At 61.5% G+C, this 18,787-nt stretch carries 13 protein-coding genes and 3 tRNA genes; 10 read left to right on the forward strand and 6 right to left on the reverse strand.

Annotated elements, in window-relative coordinates:
- Positions 1–11: 11 nt before the first annotated feature.
- Both IT763_RS01565 and frdA read right to left on the reverse strand, forming a co-directional pair.
- On the reverse strand, positions 12–746 hold the full coding sequence (locus IT763_RS01565) for a succinate dehydrogenase/fumarate reductase iron-sulfur subunit (protein ID WP_004929676.1): 735 nt from the start codon (positions 744–746) through the stop codon (positions 12–14).
- Positions 739–2,535: a fumarate reductase (quinol) flavoprotein subunit gene (frdA, locus tag IT763_RS01570; protein WP_033631602.1), complete on the reverse strand. Its 1,797-nt coding sequence runs from the start codon at positions 2,533–2,535 to the stop codon at positions 739–741. The genes IT763_RS01565 and frdA overlap by 8 nt, the downstream gene beginning before the upstream one ends.
- A 385-nt stretch (positions 2,536–2,920) precedes the next feature.
- Here frdA and epmA point away from each other — a divergent pair, with 385 nt between their 5' ends.
- Positions 2,921–3,898 carry an elongation factor P--(R)-beta-lysine ligase gene (gene epmA / locus IT763_RS01575; protein WP_004929681.1) on the forward strand — a complete coding sequence of 326 codons (978 nt, stop codon included), beginning with the start codon at positions 2,921–2,923 and terminating at the stop codon, positions 3,896–3,898.
- A gap of 68 nt (positions 3,899–3,966) precedes the next feature.
- Here the strand turns inward: epmA and mscM are convergent, their stop codons facing one another.
- The 3 genes from mscM to rsgA all read right to left on the reverse strand — a co-directional run bounded on the left by mscM (position 3,967) and on the right by rsgA (position 9,347).
- Positions 3,967–7,314 carry a miniconductance mechanosensitive channel MscM gene (gene mscM / locus IT763_RS01580; RefSeq protein ID WP_206195101.1) on the reverse strand — a complete coding sequence of 1,116 codons (3,348 nt, stop codon included), beginning with the start codon at positions 7,312–7,314 and terminating at the stop codon, positions 3,967–3,969.
- Positions 7,315–7,327: 13 nt separating this feature from the next.
- Complete coding sequence (gene asd, locus IT763_RS01585) at positions 7,328–8,221, reverse strand: archaetidylserine decarboxylase (RefSeq protein ID WP_028127565.1); 894 nt, start codon at positions 8,219–8,221, stop codon at positions 7,328–7,330.
- Between the two features lie 76 nt (positions 8,222–8,297).
- Entirely contained in the window at positions 8,298–9,347 is a 1,050-nt protein-coding gene (gene rsgA / locus IT763_RS01590) for a small ribosomal subunit biogenesis GTPase RsgA (protein ID WP_033638924.1), read from the reverse strand.
- 245 nt (positions 9,348–9,592) lie between these two features.
- On the opposite strand from rsgA, the gene orn reads away from it, so the two are divergent.
- From orn to IT763_RS01610, 4 genes are all read left to right on the forward strand, one after another.
- Positions 9,593–10,138 (forward strand): oligoribonuclease, encoded by a 546-nt coding sequence (orn, locus tag IT763_RS01595; protein WP_206195102.1) that lies wholly within the window; start codon positions 9,593–9,595, stop codon positions 10,136–10,138.
- A gap of 192 nt (positions 10,139–10,330) precedes the next feature.
- A tRNA-Gly gene (locus IT763_RS01600) sits at positions 10,331–10,406 on the forward strand.
- A gap of 66 nt (positions 10,407–10,472) precedes the next feature.
- A tRNA-Gly gene (locus IT763_RS01605) sits at positions 10,473–10,548 on the forward strand.
- A 54-nt stretch (positions 10,549–10,602) separates the two neighbouring features.
- Positions 10,603–10,678, forward strand: a tRNA-Gly gene (locus IT763_RS01610).
- A gap of 311 nt (positions 10,679–10,989) precedes the next feature.
- Here the strand turns inward: IT763_RS01610 and queG are convergent.
- Positions 10,990–12,129, reverse strand: a complete 1,140-nt coding sequence (gene queG / locus IT763_RS01615) for a tRNA epoxyqueuosine(34) reductase QueG (protein ID WP_016929367.1) — start codon at positions 12,127–12,129, stop codon at positions 10,990–10,992.
- On the opposite strand from queG, the gene nnr reads away from it, so the two are divergent.
- From nnr to miaA, 5 genes are read left to right on the forward strand one after another with little or no spacing between them, the layout of a single operon-like run.
- Positions 12,128–13,642 carry a bifunctional ADP-dependent NAD(P)H-hydrate dehydratase/NAD(P)H-hydrate epimerase gene (nnr, locus tag IT763_RS01620; protein WP_033638923.1) on the forward strand — a complete coding sequence of 505 codons (1,515 nt, stop codon included), beginning with the start codon at positions 12,128–12,130 and terminating at the stop codon, positions 13,640–13,642. The genes queG and nnr overlap by 2 nt on opposite strands.
- Positions 13,643–13,652: 10 nt before the next feature.
- Entirely contained in the window at positions 13,653–14,123 is a 471-nt protein-coding gene (tsaE, locus tag IT763_RS01625) for a tRNA (adenosine(37)-N6)-threonylcarbamoyltransferase complex ATPase subunit type 1 TsaE (protein ID WP_025305017.1), read from the forward strand.
- Between the two features lie 7 nt (positions 14,124–14,130).
- On the forward strand, positions 14,131–15,927 hold the full coding sequence (gene amiB, locus IT763_RS01630) for an N-acetylmuramoyl-L-alanine amidase AmiB (RefSeq protein WP_033638922.1): 1,797 nt from the start codon (positions 14,131–14,133) through the stop codon (positions 15,925–15,927).
- 22 nt (positions 15,928–15,949) lie between these two features.
- Positions 15,950–17,839, forward strand: coding sequence for a DNA mismatch repair endonuclease MutL (gene mutL, locus IT763_RS01635; RefSeq protein ID WP_049300853.1), 1,890 nt, complete (start codon positions 15,950–15,952; stop codon positions 17,837–17,839).
- The gene (gene miaA, locus IT763_RS01640; RefSeq protein ID WP_197758681.1) at positions 17,826–18,767 is read left to right on the forward strand and encodes a tRNA (adenosine(37)-N6)-dimethylallyltransferase MiaA; all 942 of its coding nucleotides are present in this window, start codon (positions 17,826–17,828) and stop codon (positions 18,765–18,767) included. Before mutL ends, miaA begins: the two co-directional genes overlap by 14 nt.
- The last annotated feature ends 20 nt before the right edge of the window (positions 18,768–18,787 follow it).

The following is an 18,787-nucleotide window of genomic DNA, read 5'->3' on the forward strand; positions in this document are numbered from 1 at the left end:
AATTTTCTCCCTTATTGCGGCTTCAACATGGCGATCATGAAGTCTTTGGCGCTCTCCACCTTGCCCTGCTGGATGGCGGCGGCGGGATCGACGTGTTTCGGACAGACTTCGGAGCAATAGCCGACGAAGGTGCAGCTCCAGACGCCGTTTTGGCCGTTGAGCTGCGGCATGCGCTGTTTCTTGCCGTGGTCGCGGTTGTCCAGGTTATAGCGGTGCGCCAGCGTGATTGCCGCCGGGCCGATAAACTCGGGGTTGAGGCCGAACTGCGGGCACGCCGCGTAGCACAGGCCGCAGTTGATGCAGCCGGAGAACTGGTGGTACTTGGCCATCTGCGCCGGGGTCTGCACGTTCGGGCCATCCTCCGGTTTGCGATCGTTGCCGATGATGTACGGTTTGATCGCCTCCAGGCTTTCGATGAAGTGGGTCATGTCGACCACCAGATCACGCTCGATCGGGAAGTTGCCCAGCGCTTCGACCTTCATGCCGCCGACGTAGTCGCGCAGGAAGGTTTTGCACGCCAGCTTCGGCACGCGGTTGACCATCATGCCGCAGGAGCCGCAGATCGCCATGCGGCAAGACCAGCGGTAGGAGAGATCCGGCGCCAGGTTATCCTTGATGTAGCCCAGCGCATCGAGCAACGAGGTCTGTTCATCATAAGGCACGGCGTAAGTGACGAAATGCGGCTCGGCGTCACTTTCCGGGTTATAGCGCATGACGTCGATCTTCAGGGTTTGCATCTCAGCCATTTGCCTGCTCCTTATTCTTTTTCTCCTGCGCTTCGGCTTCTGCGCCGTAGACGCGTTTGGCCGGCGGCAGCTTGGTGATTTTCACGTCGCTGTATTCGAGACGCGGCGCGCCCTGCGGGTTATGGAACGCCAGCGTATGCTTGAGGAAGTTGACGTCGTCACGTTCGGTGCAGCCTTCGTCCAGGCGCTGGTGGGCGCCGCGCGACTCTTTGCGGTTAAATGCAGAGTGCGCCATGCATTCGGCGACGTCCAGGCCGTAGCCCAGCTCGATGGTGTACAGCAGATCGGTATTGAACACGCTGGTGTTGTCGGTGATTTTGACGCGTTTGAAACGTTCTTTCAGCTCGGCCAGCTTATCGATGGTTTTTTGCATCAGCTCCGGCGTGCGGTAGATGCCGCAGCCTTCTTCCATCGACAGCCCCATTTCGTCGCGGATCTTCGCCCAGTTTTCGTTGCCTTCCTGCTTCATCAGGTTGCTCAGGCGGGTTTCGACGTCGCGGGTTTGCGCATCCAGCGCGGCGCCGTTGGCCGGCGCGGTTTCCAGCGCGCGGCGCGCCGCGTGCTCACCAGCGACGCGGCCGAATACCACCAGTTCCGCCAGCGAGTTGGAGCCGAGACGGTTGGCGCCGTGCAGGCCGACGGAGGAACATTCGCCGACCGCGAACAGCCCCTTGATGCGGGTTTCGCAGTTCTGGTCGGTTTCAATGCCGCCCATGGTGTAGTGCGCGGTTGGGCGCACCGGGATCGGATCTTTCACCGGATCGACGCCGACATAGGCCTTGGCCAGTTCGCAGATGAACGGCAACCGTTCCAGCAGCTTTTTCTCGCCCAGGTGGCGCAGATCGAGGTAGACCACGTCGCCGCGTGGGGTGGCGATGGTGCGGCCGGCGCGCCATTCGTGCCAGAAGGCCTGGGACACTTTGTCGCGTGGGCCCAGCTCCATGTATTTGTTCTTCGGCTCGCCCAGCGGGGTTTCCGGGCCCATGCCGTAGTCTTGCAGGTAGCGGTAGCCGTCTTTGTTCACCAGGATGCCACCTTCGCCGCGGCAGCCCTCGGTCATCAGGATGCCGGAACCGGGCAGGCCGGTCGGGTGATACTGCACGAACTCCATGTCGCGCAGCGGTACGCCGTGGTGGAACGCCATGCCCATGCCGTCGCCGGTGACGATGCCGCCGTTGGTGTTGTAGCGGTAAACGCGCCCGGCGCCGCCGGTGGCCATCACCACCGCGTTGGCGCGGATCTGCACGCGGGTGCCTTCCATCATGTTGAGCGCCACCAGGCCGCGCGCCTGGCCGTCATCCACCAGGATATCCAGCACGAAGTGCTCGTCGAAGCGTTGAATTTGCGGGTATTTCAGCGAGGTCTGGAACAGGGTGTGCAGCATGTGGAAGCCGGTCTTGTCGGCGGCGAACCAGGTGCGTTCGATCTTCATGCCGCCGAAACGCCGCACGTTGACCGAACCGTCCGGTTTGCGGCTCCACGGGCAGCCCCATTGTTCGAGCTGGGTCATCTCGCGCGGGCACTGATGCACGAAGTGATCGACCACGTCCTGCTCGCACAGCCAGTCGCCGCCGGCGACGGTGTCGTGGAAGTGATAGTCGAAGGTATCATGATCCTGAGTGACGGCGGCGGAGCCCCCCTCGGCGGCGACCGTGTGGCTGCGCATCGGGTAGACCTTAGAGATCAGCGCGATTTTCAGTTGGGGATTGGCTTCCGCTGCGGCTATTGCTGCACGTAAACCAGCGCCCCCGGCCCCAATAATGGCAAGATCGGCGTTAAAGGTTTGCACTGCATTCCTCCAATGTTCTTGTTAAGAACGGCAAGTTAAATATCTATGCTTAAAATTTAGCGAACTCTTCGGGTGCTAACTAATTGAACCGATTAATGTTGCTTAAAGGTTAAGGATAGATATCTCCCACCAATAATGGGGAATTAACTATACCTAAAGTTAAGTAGTCGAAATTTGATGTGATCGATTGTTTTGTCGATTAACGCTTGCCCAACAGGCTTGCCTGCCTTTTCGCGCGTTCGGCGTGCTTTACCCTTTTTAACGCGCTTTTGCCGCCTATTTATCGGAAATTGGCGTTATGGCCGGTTGCGCATCGTGAAGAATTTGTTTGGCTGCAAGGATGCGAGTAGACTGCATCCCCTGTTTGATTTCGGAGTTAATTACCATGAGCGAAACGGCAAGCTGGCAGCCTAGTGCACCCATCGCCAATTTGTTGAAACGCGCAGCGATTCTGGCTGAGATCCGGCGTTTCTTCGCCGATCGTGGCGTGCTGGAAGTTGAGACGCCCACCATGAGCCAGGCGACGGTCACCGACGTTCACCTGTTCCCGTTCGAGACGCGTTTCGTCGGGCCGGGGGCGGCAGAGGGCCTGACGCTATACATGATGACCAGCCCGGAATATCACATGAAGCGCCTGCTGGCGGCGGGCAGCGGCCCGATCTACCAAATGGGGCGCAGCTTCCGCAATGAAGAGGCCGGGCGGCACCATAACCCCGAATTCACCATGCTGGAGTGGTACCGTCCGCACTACGACATGTACCGCCTGATGAATGAGGTGGACGATCTGCTGCAACAGGTGCTGGACTGCGAGAGCGCGGAGACCCTGTCCTATCAGCAAGCGTTCCTGCGCCATCTGGACATCGATCCGCTGTCGGCGGAGAAGGCGCAGCTGCGCGAAGCGGCGGCCAAACTCGATCTGAGCAACATCGCCGATACCGAAGAAGATCGCGATACGCTGCTGCAGCTGCTGTTCACCGTGGGCGTGGAACCGCATATCGGCCGTGAAAAGCCGGCGTTCGTTTACCACTTCCCGGCCAGCCAGGCGGCGTTGGCGGAGATCAGCACCGAAGACCACCGCGTGGCGGAGCGCTTCGAGGTGTATTTCAAGGGCATTGAGCTGGCGAACGGTTTCCGCGAGCTGACCGACGGCCGTGAACAACAGCAGCGCTTCGAGCAGGACAACCGCAAACGCGCGGAGCGCGGTCTGCCGCAGCAACCGATCGACTACAACCTGTTGGCGGCATTGCAGCACGGCATGCCGGAATGTTCCGGCGTAGCGCTGGGCGTGGATCGTCTGGTGATGCTGGCGCTGGGCGCCGAGAGCCTGAGTGACGTGTTGGCCTTCCCGGTCGGGATCGCCTGACGTTTCAGGCGGTGAAAAAAGCAAAAAGGGTCGGCAAATGCCGACCCTTTTTTTATCGCGAGAAGCGCTTACAGCCCCCCGGCGTCGCGCTTGGTGTTCGGCGCCGGCGTAGACGGCGGCGTACGGCCGTTGTTGGTCAACCGCGACAGCGTCTCGGTGCGCACCTGGAACGGCGGGTACGGCAGCGTGATGCCGTGCTCGCGATAGCCCGCCAGGATCAGCTGGTGGATCTCGTGGCGCAGCGGCATGCGGTGGCCCATCTCGGCGGCGTAAATACGCATCTCGAAGATCTGGATGCCCTGTTGCAGATCGACCAGGTAAACCTCCGGCGCCGGATTATCCAGCACCAGCGAACAGCGCTCGGCGGCGTTCATCAGGATCTTGGTCACCTCCTCGCTGTTGGCTTCGCCCGGCGCCGGTACGGTCAGCACCACACGGGTCAGGGTGTCCGACAGCGACCAGTTGACGAACTGTTCGGTGATGAACGCTTTGTTCGGCACGATGATCTCTTTGCGATCCCAGTCCGAAATGGTGGTGGCGCGGGTATTGATCTTGGTGACGGTGCCGGTCAGGTTGCGGATCGTCACGGTGTCGCCGATGCGGATCGGTTTCTCGAACAGGATGATCAGGCCGGAGATGAAGTTGGAGAAGATCTCCTGCATGCCGAAGCCCAATCCCAGACTGAGCGCGGTAACCACCCACTGCAGTTTTGACCATTCGATGCCGATCCAGGCGAAGCTGAGCACCGCGCCGAACAGCAGCAGCAAGTACTTGGTGATGGTGGTGATGGCGTAGCCGGTGCCCGGCGACAGATCCAGGTGCTGCAGCACCGCCAGCTCCAGCAGCGCCGGCAGGTTGCGCACCAGCTGCATGGTGATGATCAGCACCAGAATGGCGATCAGCACCGCGCCGAGGGTGATCGGATGGGCGGTCTCCACGCCGTTGACCGTCGAAGTCACGTCCCACAGCGAAATGTTTTCCAGGAAGGCGAACGCGGAGTGGATCTCCGACAACAGTACGATCACCGACACCAGCGCGATCAGCGTCAGGATCGATCGCACCAGCCGCAGCGACTGGGCGCTGATGGTGTCCAGATCGAAGTCCGAATCGTCCGGATCGATGGCGCCTTCGGTGCTGTTCGGGGTGTGCGAGGTTTCGTCTTCGCCGCGGGCGCGCTGGGCCAGGATGTCGGCGCGGCGCTGTTTGGCGCGATCGAAGGCGATGCGCCGCCGTTGGATCAGCATCCAGCGGCGGATGATGTGGTAGATGACCAGCAACAGGAACCAGATCGCCACCGAGGTCTCCAGGCGCGCCAACAGCGCCTGCGCGGTGGTGAGGTAACCGACGGTCGACGCCAGCGCCGCCAGCAGCGGCGCCGACAGCAGCAGCCCCCAGAAGGCGCTGTTGAGCATGTTGTCGCCGGAGCCGTTTTTATCCAGATACAGCGGAATGCCGGCGCGTTTCAGGCTGTGGGTGACCAGCGCCAGCGCCAGACACAGCAGGATGAAGCACAGCCGCCCCAGGGTGTTGGCGAACTCGCGTTCTTTCAGGCTATCGAAGGTGATCAGCGCCATGATCAGCGGCACGATCAGCCAGATCGACATCTTGTAGTAGCGCATGGCGCGCGAAACCTGCTTCGCCGGCCAGCGGAAGTGCACGATGAACAGCCCCTGCGGGTGGGCGAAGGCGGCGCAGATCATGCAGATCCACAGGATCGGCAGCGTGGCGGTCACCCCTTTGCCGATCGCTTCCGCCACCGGGTAGTTCCAGGCGCTCTGCAGGCCGTAACCGAGCGCGGCCCACAGCACCGGCAGCGGCATCGCCACCAGAATCGACCAGAATACGGTGCGCACCGTGAGGAAGAATTCGTCCTGCGTCACCTTGCCGACGCGGCTGCTGGCGCGCTCGAGGAAGGCGTGATAGTGCTTGCGTGAACTGATGCTGAAAATCACCAGCAGCAGGGCGCCGAAGATCGGGATCAGCGTTTCGCGGCTGGTCACCATCATCATGAAGGCGCCGCCGAGCTGCGACAACGTGTCCAACGACAGGACGCGCGTTAGATCGTGCGCCACGTTGAGCGGATAAGAGAAGTTGATCGGATTGACGTCCGGCACCCAGAACAGATAGCGGTGGGTGGCGTCGCGAATTTCGTTCAACGCTTCGATCAGTTGGGTGTTGGCCACCTTCAACTTGGTCAGCTCGAGGATTTGGGTGTCGCAACCGGACAGCAGCGAGTTCAGCAGCTCGCGCTGGGTGCGCAGCTGGGCATCGACGATGCGCTGCTCCTGGCTGGTCAGCGCGCTGCCGTCGTCGCGCTTGAATTCGCGCTGCGACAGCTTTTCCAGCTGATTCTCAAACTGCAGGCGCTGCACGCGCAGCTGGGCCATGTCGCCGTCCAGCTGTTGCGGCTTGGGCATTTCCGGCAGCGTCGCCACCTGGGCGCGCAGGGTTTCCCCCAGCGCCGACGACGAGCCGAGCCATTGGGCCTGTTCGATGATGGTGCTCAGCGCCTGGCGCACCTGCAGCGTCTGCGCCGCCGCCTGCCGCTGCTGCGACGAAATCAGATCCATGCGCTGCGCCTGGCTGTTCAGCGCGGCGGACAGTTCGCGGTTGATCTGCAGCTGTTGGCTGATGCTTCTTGGCAAATCGCCGTTCTGCTCGGCCAACTGCTCGGTTTTTTCCAGCGCCAGTTCCGCTTCGCGTTGGCGCTGGGCGTTGAGGTTGTTGCGCAGCGCCTGCAGCTGAACGTCTATTTTCTCGTGGCGCTTTTTATAGACCTCGGCGCGCATGCGCGCCAGCTCCTGCCGGTTGTTGGCCGACAGCTGCGCCAGCTCCAGCTCGTCCACTTTGGCTTTGCGCGCCGCAGCTTCGGTCTGCAGCAGGGCCAGGGCGGCCTGCGCGTACGGTGTGGTCGGGTTGGCGGGCTGCGCCTGCAGGCGGCGCTGCACTTCCGTCAGCGCACGGCGGGCGTCGGTCTGCTGCTGCGGCAACTGGCCGAGCGAATCGCTGATTTCCCGCGTGCGATCCTGCTCTTGCTGCAGCAGGCGCGCCTGTTCCAGCAGCAGGCTGCTGGTTTGCAGGATCTGCTGTTCCAGCTCGGCGGCCGGCAGATCGTCGCCGTTCGGCAGGATCTTGTTGCTTTCCAGCACCAACTGACGGCGCAGTTCCTGCGTCATCTTCGGGAAATCGTCGATCACTCTCTGATACTGCTCGGAGCGAGTCTGCGACTCTTTGCGCTCCGTCAGCCAGTTGAGGGCGCTTTGCAGCGCCTCGGTGGTTTCCGCCTGATTCGGCGCGTTTTTGCTGCTTTCCGCCTGCTTCAGCTCCTGTTTGAGCTGGGTCTCGGTCGGCACGGGGGCGGCCAGCGCCGGTTGCCACAGCAGGCAACCGAGCAAAAGCGTGATGATCAGGCGCACGGCGTCGATTCCTTTAGATCGGGGTCTGTGGTGTTTCAGCGGCGGCCGGGATTTCGGCGAAGGCTTCACCCATGCGGGTGACGGTGCCGTTATGCAGCTGCGGCGCGAACTGCACGCTGCCTGCGGTAAACAGGTTGATCACCGTGGAGCCGAGTTTGAAACGGCCCATCTCGGCGCCTTTTTCCAGCGCGATGGCGCCTTCTTCGCCGGCGGCCGGGTAGGTCCAGCGTTTGATGATGCCTTCGCGCGGCGGCGTGACGGTGCCGGCCCAGACGGTTTCGATACTGCCGACGATGGTGGCGCCGACCAGGATTTGCACCATCGGCCCGATGTCTGTGTCGAAGACGCAGATCACGCGCTCGTTGCGTGCGAACAGGTTAGGCACGTTGGCGGCGGTGAGCGGGTTGACCGAGAACAGATCGCCCGGCACATAGATCATTTCGCGCAGCACGCCGGCGCACGGCATGTGGACGCGGTGATAGTCGCGCGGCGCCAGGTAGGTGGTGGCGAACAGGCCGTTGCGGAACGGCTCGGCCAACAGGTAGTTGCCGGCCAGCAGCGCTTCCAGGCTGTAGTGGTGGCCTTTGGCCTGGAAGATTTGGTCCTCGCGGATCGGGCCGAGCTGGCTGATGGCGCCATCGGCGGGCAGCGCCAGCCAGTTGGCGTCGGCGATGATCGGGCGCGCGCCATCGCGCAGCGGGCGCACGAAGAAATCGTTGAAGGTGGCGTAAGACGCCAGGTCCGGGTTTTGCGCTTCCTGCATGTCCACGCGGTAGTAGCGGGCGAAGGTTTTGACCACCAGTTGGGTCAGCCAGCCGGCCCGTTTGTCGGCGCCCCAGCCCGCCAGGCGGGTCAGCGCCAGCTTCGGCAGCCAATATTGCAGTTTAATCTTGATGCTATCCAGCACGTTAACCTCGTGAATCAGGGTAAAGGGCGCGCATTGTAACGAGGGCGCCGCCGCCGTCAATGCCCGCCCGTCAGTGTCAGTCTGCGGCGTCCGTGAAGTTCTTGCGAACCTTCACCTGCGCCATGCTTTCCAGAATGCGGTGGTAATTGTCGAAACGCTCTTCCGCGATGTCGCCTTTCTCCATCGCCGCGCGGATGGCGCAGCCGGGATCGGTATCGTGGCGGCAGTCGCGGAATTTGCAACCACCTAAATAATCACGGAATTCGACAAAGCCGCGGGTAATTTGTTCCGGCTCCAGGTGCCACAGGCCAAACTCGCGCACTCCGGGGGAGTCGATCACGTCGCCGCCATGCTGGAAGTGGTACAGCCGCGCGGCGGTGGTGGTATGTTGCCCGAGGCCCGATACGTCGGAAACCTGATTTACCAGAATTTGCTCTTCAGACGGCGGCAACAGCGCGTTCAGCAGGCTGGATTTGCCTACCCCCGACTGGCCGGCGAAGATGCTGATGCGCCCGGCCAGCGCCTGTTCGAATTCCGCCATGCCTTCCCGCGTCTGGCTGGAGACTTCCAGCACCCGGTAGCCAATCTTGCGATAGATATCCATCATGCCGTCGACCAGCTTGCGCGCTTCGGCGTCCAGCAGGTCAATTTTGTTGAGCACGATCAGCGGCTCGACTTCGAGCGTTTCGCAGGCCACCAGATAGCGGTCGATGATGTTCAGCGACAGCTCGGGCAGGATCGCCGACACGATGACGATCTGATTGATATTGGCGGCGATCGGCTTCACGCCGTCGTAGAAGTCCGGGCGCGTCAGCACCGAGGTGCGCTCGTGCACCGCTTCCACAATGCCCTTCACCCCTTCATGGGCGCCCAGGCCGGGGCGCCACACCACGCGATCGCCGGTGACCAGCGAACGCAGCGTGCGGCGGATGTTGCAGCGGTGCTGAGTGCCATCCGGCGCCTCAACGTCGGCGTGCATGCCGAAACGGCTGATGACGACGCCTTCCTGCGGCTCGCCCAGCTGGGAATCATCCGGTTCCGGTTTGTTATCGGCGCGCTTCAGACGGCGCTGATGGTTCGCCTGCACGCGGCGTTGCTGACCTTTGGACAGTTTGTTCTTACTCACTGCGCCTCACTTGAATCGGTTTTATACCTTTACGTATACGCACAGCTGCGGCGAGGGACTAGCCCCGGGCGCAGCCTTGAACCCGTCAGGGTATATGTCGCCCAAGGCGACCAAAAAGACTATGATACACGCTATTTTATATTAAATAACCGTTGTTAGCCGCCGGCTGCGGCGCGTTGCCACCGGCGGCGCCCGTCGTCTCGTCCGCACAGCGTTTTTCTCTCGGCTTTTAGGCAGGAAACATCATGACAGGAAACGAAAATAACCTGATTTGGATCGATTTGGAGATGACCGGGCTGGATCCCGAGCGCGACCGCATTATCGAGATCGCCACGCTGGTCACTGACGCCAATCTGAACATCCTGGCGGAAGGGCCGGTGATCGCCCTGCACCAATCCGACGAGCAGCTGGCCTTGATGGACGAGTGGAACGTGCGCACCCATACCGGCAGCGGGCTGGTGGAGCGGGTGAAAGCCAGCCGCCAGGACGATCGCGCCGCCGAGCTGGAAACCATCGCCTTCCTGCAGCAATGGGTGCCGGCCGGCAAATCGCCGATTTGCGGCAACAGCGTGGGCCAGGATCGCCGTTTCCTGTTCCGCTATATGCCCGAGCTGGAGGCCTACTTCCATTACCGCTATCTGGACGTCAGCACGCTGAAGGAACTGGCGCGCCGTTGGAAGCCGGAAATTCTCGGCGGCTTTAAGAAGCAGGGCACCCATCAGGCGCTGGATGACATCCGTGAATCGGTGGCCGAACTGGCTTATTACCGCGAACATTTCATTCAGCTTTAAGGCGATGGCGGCCCCTGCGGGGAAAAAACGTCGTTTTTAGCCGCTTAATTCGCCAATCTGGCGCTTTAATCGGCAATCAAACAAAAATCGCGTTTTTTTGCTTTCAGGGGCTTGCGGCAAAAAGGATTTCTCGTATAATGCGCACCCCGTACCGATGAAGAATTTCGTAACGTTCCACCATCGATACGCCGGGCGGGAATAGCTCAGTTGGTAGAGCACGACCTTGCCAAGGTCGGGGTCGCGAGTTCGAGTCTCGTTTCCCGCTCCAAATTCAACAATGTCGCGATGCGGCATGATGAATAAATAAAGCAGTATCAAGCAGTACCTATGCGACGCGGGAATAGCTCAGTTGGTAGAGCGCAACCTTGCCAAGGTTGAGGTCGCGAGTTCGAGCCTCGTTTCCCGCTCCAAAAATTCAAAGGTCACGCCAGTGTTTGGTGACCGGATGCCAAAAGCATCTCTATGCGGGAATAGCTCAGTTGGTAGAGCACGACCTTGCCAAGGTCGGGGTCGCGAGTTCGAGTCTCGTTTCCCGCTCCAATTTTCTCTTCGTTTCAAACTCAAGTCCAACGCCTTATCCGGCGCGGATTTTTGTCCCGTTTTACACGCCTGCTAAAAATGTTGTGAACAGAGTTATCCACAGCCTCTGCACATAAACTCGCCTGCCTGAAAAATCAACGTCATACAAATTAAATATTTATCTATTTGATTTATATGCTTATTTATTTATCCCAAAACGTTATGCCGATCACTTGCTCTTTTTGTTGCAGTTGAAAGACAACGTGTTTTTATTTTTATGCACAAATCCACAGAGTGAGTCTTCCGGCGATAAGCCCGCGCGGCGCACGCCGTCAGGCGTCCCTCGGCAAACCTTTTTCCACAGCCCGTATCAGCCGTTTTTTCTGTGCCGTCTGCACCTCGATGCCCTGCGCTTCGCGGCGGGCGAGCTGTTGCGCCAGCGCCCAGTGGATATGTTCGTCCAGCATGCTGTCCTGGCCCAAACGCGTGCGCAGCGCGAGCACGACGCCGTCCTCATAAGGCGCATTGCCCAGCGCCACGGCGATATTGCGCAGCCAGCGCAGGTGGCCGATGCGGCGTATCGCCGAGCCTTCGGTGATGCGCAGGAATTTTTCTTCTGTCCAGTTGAACAGATCGATCAGCTGCGGCGCATGCAGCGCGGCGCGCGGGCTGAAATCGTCTTCGTCGGTGAGCTGCGAAAAGCGATTCCACGGGCAGATCAGCTGGCAGTCGTCGCAGCCGTAGATGCGGTTGCCGAGCAGCGGGCGGAATTCTTCCGGGATCGCGCCTTCCAGCTCGATGGTCAGGTAGGAGATGCAGCGCCGGGCGTCGACGGTATAGGGGGCGACGATGGCGCCGGTCGGGCAAGTGGTGATGCAGGCGACGCAGCGGCCGCACTGTTCTTCCTGCGGCTGATCCACCGGCAGCGGCAGATCGATCAGCAATTCGCCGAGGAAAAACCACGATCCGGCTTCGCGGTTGAGAATTAGTGAGTGTTTACCAACCCATCCGATGCCCGCCTTGGCGGCCAGCGCGCGCTCCATCACCGGCGCAGAATCGACAAAGGGGCGGAAATTCAACTCGCCGCAGTATTCCTGGATCTGATCGCCCAGTTTTTTCAGGCGCTGGCGCAACAGCTTGTGATAGTCACGCCCCAGCGCGTAGCGGCTGACGTAGCCCAACTGCGAATCTTGCAAGGTGCTGGCGAACGCCGCCTTGGCCGGCAGGTAGTTCATGCGTACGCTGATCACTCGCAGCGTGCCCGGCAACAGTTCGTGAGGGCGTGCGCGCAACATGCCGTGGCGCGCCATCCATTCCATCTCGCCGTGGTACTGCTTGTCGAGCCAGGCCTGCAGCTTCGGCTCTTCAAGGCTCAGATCGGTATCGCAGATGCCAACCTGCTGGAATCCTAGCGATTGCCCCCATTGCTTGATATGTTGGGCGAGTTGATGAAGATCGAGGGGGTGCGTCATGACGGGCCACAGTGAAAAAGCATACGCTGACAGTTTACCACACTCTGTCTGGCCTGCGGATTGGATCCGTCGCTCGGAACCCGCGGCGGCGGCCTCGCTCGGTATTTCTCTTTACGATTTGATGCAGCGCGCCGGTCAGGCGGCCTACGCGCTGGCGCGCAACGCGTACCCTTCCCGCGACCACTGGCTGGTGCTGTGTGGCCACGGCAACAACGGTGGCGACGGTTATGTGGTGGCGCGTCTGGCGAAGGCGGCGGGCGTGCAGGTGACGCTGATCGCCTGCGAAGGCGCACGTCCTTTGCCACCGGAAGCCGCAGCGGCTCGCGAGGCCTGGCAAGCAGCAGGCGGCGACATTCTGCCGGCGAACAGCCGCTGGCCGGCGTCTGTTTCGCTCATCATCGACGGCCTGCTGGGCACTGGTCTGGGCAGCGCGCCGCGTGCGCCTTACGACGCGCTGATCGAGGCCGCCAACCGCCATTCGGCGCCGGTGGTGGCGCTCGATATTCCGTCCGGCCTGCTGGCGGAAAGCGGCGCGGCGCCAGGCGCGGTGGTGCGTGCCGCCCACACCGTCACGTTCATCGGCCTCAAACCGGGGTTGCTGACCGGCCAGGCGCGTGACTGGGTCGGGCAACTTCATCAGAATGCGCTAGGCTTATCGGGTTGGTTGGCGAGGCAACCGGAGCAGATTCAGCGGCTTACCGCCGAGGTGTTGCCGCGCTGGCTGCATCCGCGCCGTCCTTGCGCTCATAAGGGCGAGCATGGCCGCCTGCTGTTGGTGGGCGGCGATAGCGGTTTCGGTGGTGCCATTCGCATGGCGGCGGAGGCGGCGCTGCGCAGCGGGGCTGGATTGGTGCGAGTGCTTACTCACATTGATCATGTTGCGCCGCTGCTGACGGCCAGGCCGGAGCTGATGGCGCAGGCGCTGGACGAGGCGACGCTGCGGCAGGCGATGCAATGGGCGGATGTGCTGGTGATTGGCCCGGGGCTGGGCCAGGCTGAGTGGGGCAAAAACGCCTTGAGCGTGCTGCAAACCAGCGATAAACCAGCCTTGTGGGACGCCGATGCGCTGAACTTGCTGGCATTAAATCCCGAGAAACGGCAGAATCGCGTGATGACTCCGCATCCTGGAGAGGCGGCGCGGCTGTTGAGCTGCAGCACTGCTGACATCGAGAGTGATCGCTTACTTGCCGTGCGCAAGCTGACGGCGCGCTACGGCGGCGTGGCGGTGCTGAAAGGCGCTGGTACGCTGATCGCCGATGAGCAGGGGCAGATGGCGATCGCCGACGTCGGCAACGCCGGCATGGCCTCCGGCGGCATGGGCGATGTGCTGTCGGGCATCATCGGCGGTTTGCTGGCGCAAAAGCTCCCGCTGTATGATGCCGCCTGTGCGGGCTGCGTCGTGCATGGCGCGGCCGGCGATCGCGTAGCGGAAAGACAAGGAACAAGAGGCATGTTGGCGACCGATTTACTGCCGGACATCCTTCATTTCGTTAATCCTGAGTGGGCAAAATAGACTTTATCGAATGAAAGAACTCGTTTTACCTCTGCCGGACGAGGCAGCGACTGTCGCTTTGGGCACCACTTTGGCCAAGGCCTGCGATCGCGCCAGCGTCATCTATCTCTACGGCGACCTGGGCGCCGGTAAAACCACCTTCAGCCGTGGCTTCCTGCAGGCGTTGGGGCATCAGGGCAACGTCAAAAGCCCGACTTATACGCTGGTAGAGCCCTATGCCTTGCAGCCGTTGGCGGTGTATCACTTCGATCTGTATCGCTTGGCCGATCCGGAAGAGCTTGAATTCATGGGCATTCGCGATTACTTCGCGCAAGACGCCATCTGCCTGGTCGAATGGCCGCAGCAGGGCACCGGCGTGCTGCCGGAGCCGGATCTGGCGCTGCACCTCAGCTATCAGGGCGAGGGGCGAGAGGCGAAGATTGAGGCGATTTCCGCATACGGCAGCCAGTTGTTAGACCGCATTCATGGATCACAGGGATGATGCTGCAATGACGCAGGTGTTGAAAAAATTTGCGGTCATCATGCTGATCGCCGTGCTGGGGCCGCTCGGCGCGTTGAACGCGCTGGCGGCGTCCTCGCTGTCCGATATCAAAGTGTCGAACGCCCAACGCGAAGCGACGGTGTCGGTGAGCTTCAATGGTCCGCCGGACTATGCGTTTTTCCCGCTGCACGGCCCGGAACGGGTGGTGCTGGACGTTAATCAGAAGGGCAAGGTCGGCGGTCTTCCGCTCAATTTCAGCGGGCAAAACCTGGTGAAAAGCATTCGTTCCAGCGCGCCGAAAGACGCTCAGAGCGTGCGCCTGGTGTTTGATCTGACCCAGCGCGCCAAAACCCGCGTTTCCACTCGCCAGAACGGCGGCGTGCATACCGTGGTGTTCACCATTTCGGCCGAAGGCGGCGCCAATATCGTGGCGCGTAAAGCGCCGGTGCAAACGCCTCCGCCGGTCGCCGTCAGTCAACCGCCGCGTCAGGCGCCGGTCGCGGTGCGTGAAGCGCCGGAGCCGCCGCTGCGCAAAGCGCCGACGGGATCGAATCCCTTTACCCAAAAACAGACCGTGGTCGCAGGCACCGCCACTGAGGTCACGCCGCGCAGCAGCCGCGTTTCCGCCGGTTCCGGCGATCGGGTGGTGGTGGCGATCGACGCCGGCCACGGCGGCCAGGATCCGGGGGCCATCGGCCCGAGCGGGTTGAAAGAAAAGAATGTCACCATCGCCATCGCGCGTCGCCTGCAGGCGATGCTGGACGCCGACCCGCAGTTCAAACCGGTGCTGACGCGTAACGGTGATTATTTCATCTCGGTGATGGGGCGTTCCGACGTTGCGCGTAAACAGGGCGCCAACGTGCTGGTCTCCATCCATGCGGACGCCGCGCCAAACCGCAGCGCCAGCGGCGCTTCCGTTTGGGTGCTGTCCAACCGCCGCGCCAACAGCGAAATGGCCGGTTGGCTCGAACAGCATGAGAAGCAGTCTGAGCTGCTCGGCGGCGCCGGCGATTTGCTGGCCAATAGCCAGGCCGACCCTTATCTGAGCCAGGCGGTGCTGGATCTGCAGTTCGGTCACTCGCAGCGCGTCGGGTACGACGTGGCGGTGAAAGTGCTGCAGCAGCTGCAGAGCGTCGGATCGTTGCATAAACGCCGGCCGGAACACGCCAGCCTGGGCGTGCTGCGTTCGCCGGATATTCCATCGCTGCTGGTGGAAACCGGATTTATCAGTAATAGCACGGAGGAGCGGCTGCTGGGCAGTAGCGCGTATCAGGAGAAGATTGCCAAGGCCATTCATAACGGCCTGCGCAGCTACTTCTTGGCGCATCCGCTGCAAGCCGACCCAAAGGTGGAAAACCGACCGCTGGACGTCGCAGCGGCGGTTAACACCTCAACACCAGACGTGCGTCAGCCGGAGCCTATCGTCAGCCCGGCCGGCGCGAGCCGCAGCGTTAGCGGCAAGACCCAGATCCACGTGGTGAAACGGGCGGAGACGCTGTCCGGCATCGCCGACAGCTACGGCACCACTATGGCGGCGCTGCGGGATCTGAACAAACTGAAGAAAGATGGCGTGTGGGTCGGGCAACGCCTGAAGGTGCCGGCGGGGAAAACCGCCGCTGTCACCGCCGTCGCCAAAGCGAAAACGCCGGCGAAAAGGCCGTCTAAACATAAAGTGGCCCGCGGAGATACGCTGTCCTCCATCGCTTCCCGCTACGGGGTCAGCGTCGGCGATCTGAAACGGGTCAATAATCTGAAGTCGGACGTCGCGCCGCTGGATCGGACGCTGACCATTCCGCAGGCCTAGCGCCACCGCTACAGGAGTCAGCATGCCTATCCAGGTGTTACCGCCACAGCTCGCCAACCAGATCGCCGCCGGAGAGGTGGTTGAGCGCCCCGCGTCGGTCGTCAAAGAGCTGGTGGAAAACAGCCTGGACGCCGGGGCGACGCGCATCGATATCGATATCGAACGCGGCGGCGCCAAGCTGATCCGCATTCGCGACAACGGTTGCGGCATCGGCAAGGACGATCTGGCACTGGCGCTGGCGCGGCACGCCACCAGTAAAATCAGCACGCTCGACGACCTGGAGGCGATCGTCAGCCTCGGCTTTCGCGGCGAAGCGCTGGCCAGCATCAGTTCGGTGTCCCGTTTGACTCTGACGTCGCGCACCGCCGACCAGAGCGAAGCGTGGCAAGCCTATGCCGAAGGGCGCGAGCAGGCGGTGACGGTCAAACCCGCTGCGCACCCGGTCGGCAGCACGCTGGAAGTGCTGGATCTGTTTTACAACACCCCGGCGCGCCGCAAGTTCATGCGCACCGAGAAAACCGAATTCGGCCATATCGATGAAGTGGTGCGGCGCATCGCGCTGGCGCGCTTCGATGTGGCGATCAACCTCAGCCACAACGGCAAACTGATCCGCCAATACCGGGCGGCGAAGGAAGAAAGCCAGCACGAGCGCCGTTTGGGCAGCATCTGCGGCCCGGCGTTTTTGCAGCATGCGCTGAACATCGACTGGCAGCACGGCGATCTGAGCATCCGCGGTTGGGTGGCGGATCCGGCCGGGGCGCGCCAGCTGGGTGAAATGCAGTATTGTTACGTCAACTGCCGCATGATGCGCGATCGTTTGATCAATCACGCCATTCGTCAGGCCTATCAGGATCAGTTGAAGGACGATCAGCAGCCCGCTTACGTGCTGTATCTGGAGGTCGATCCGCACCAGGTGGACGTCAACGTGCATCCCGCCAAGCACGAGGTGCGTTTCCATCAGGCGCGGCTGGTGCACGATTTTATCTACCAGGCGGTGACCACCGTGCTGCAACAGGCCGGTCAGACACCGTCGCTGCCGCTGGCGGAAATGCCGGCCGAAGCGCCCGCGCCGGTCTGGCAGCAGGAAAACCGCGTCGCCGCCGGCGGTAACCATTTTTCTCAGCCTGCGCCGCGCCGTGAAACGCCGCCACCGGCCGGCACCGCCCGCGAGCGGCCGCCGCAGCCGAGCTGGCAAGCGGCGGGCGGTTATCAGAAACGCGAAGGCGAGCTGTACGGTAAACTGATGCAGCCCGCCGCCGAGCCGCCGGCCGAGGCCGCGCCGGAAGTCTCGATCAAGCCGCCGCTGTTCCCGCCGGCGAAAGCCGCAGCGGAAACGCCGTTGGCGGGCGGCCAGCACAGTTTTGGCCGGGTGTTGATGATCCATCCGCCGTGTTATGCGTTGATTGAACAGCGCCAGCAGCCGGCGTTGCTCAATCTTACGGTGGCCGAGCGCTGGCTGCGTCAGGCGCAGCTCAACCCGCCGACGGAAGGGCTGCGGCCGCAGCCGCTGCTAATCCCAGTCAAGCTGACGTTGGAAAAGAGCGAAGCGGCAGCCATCGCGCGGCATCAGGCGCTGCTGACGATGATGGGGCTGGATCTGCAGGCGGATCACGGCCGTGTGACGCTGCGCGCAGTGCCTTTACCATTACGCCAACAAAATTTACAAAAACTGATACCCGAACTGTTAGGCTATCTGGCCGAACATCAGGAGATGTCGCCCGCGGTGCTGGCCACCTGGCTCGCTCGCCGTCTTGGCAGCGAACATGAACAGTGGAACACCTCGCAAGCGATACAATTGCTGACCGACGTTGAACGACTTTGCCCGCAGCTGGTCAAATCGCCACCGAGCGGACTTTTACAACCCGTTGATTTACAGGCCGCACTGGCGGCCCTCAAGCATGACAGACACTGAAATGACACCACGTCCCCCGGCTATTTTCATCATGGGGCCGACCGCCTCGGGCAAGACCGCGCTGGCGATCGCGCTGCGCGAACGCCTGCCGGTGGAACTGATCAGCGTCGATTCCGCGCTGATTTACCGCGGCATGGATATCGGCACCGCCAAGCCGAGCGCTGAAGAATTGGCGCAGGCGCCGCATCGGCTGATCGATATTCGCGATCCCGCCGAAGCTTACTCGGCCGCGGAGTTCCGCGTCGATGCGCTGAAAGAGATGGCCGACATCACCGCCGCCGGCCGCATTCCGCTGTTGGTGGGCGGCACCATGTTGTATTTCAAGGCGTTGCTGGAAGGATTATCGCCGTTGCCGTCCGCCGATCCCGCGGTGCGCGAGCGTATCGAACGGCAAGCGGCGGAGCAGGGCTGGGAGGCGTTGCACCGTCAGTTACAGGCGATCGATCCGGTCGCGGCATTGAGAATTCATCCGAATGATCCGCAGAGACTGTCCAGAGCACTGGAAGTTTTTTTTATTTCGGGTAAAACTTTAACGGAACTGACTAAAATTTCGGGTGAATCGTTGCCGTATCAAGTTCACCAATTTGCGATAGCACCGACCAGCCGTGAGTTGATCCATCAACGCATCGAGCTGCGGTACTATCAAATGTTGGCGGCGGGTTTTGAGACGGAAGCGCGTGCACTTTTCGCACGGGGTGATTTGCATACGGACTTGCCCTCCATTCGCTGTGTCGGTTACCGCCAGATGTGGTCATACTTGTCTGGTGAAATTAGTTACGATGAGATGGTTTATCGTGGTATTTGCGCAACACGTCAGTTGGCTAAACGCCAAATGACCTGGTTACGGGGTTGGGAGTCGGTCCATTGGTTGGACAGTGAAAAGCCGGGAGAGGCTTTGGACTCGGTGACACAGGTTGTTAGTGCATAGGTTGGGTGATTGTGTACAAT

Origin of the sequence: Serratia sp. CMO1 (assembly GCF_015689115.1) — a bacterium.
Lineage (GTDB): Bacteria > Pseudomonadota > Gammaproteobacteria > Enterobacterales > Enterobacteriaceae > Serratia > Serratia marcescens.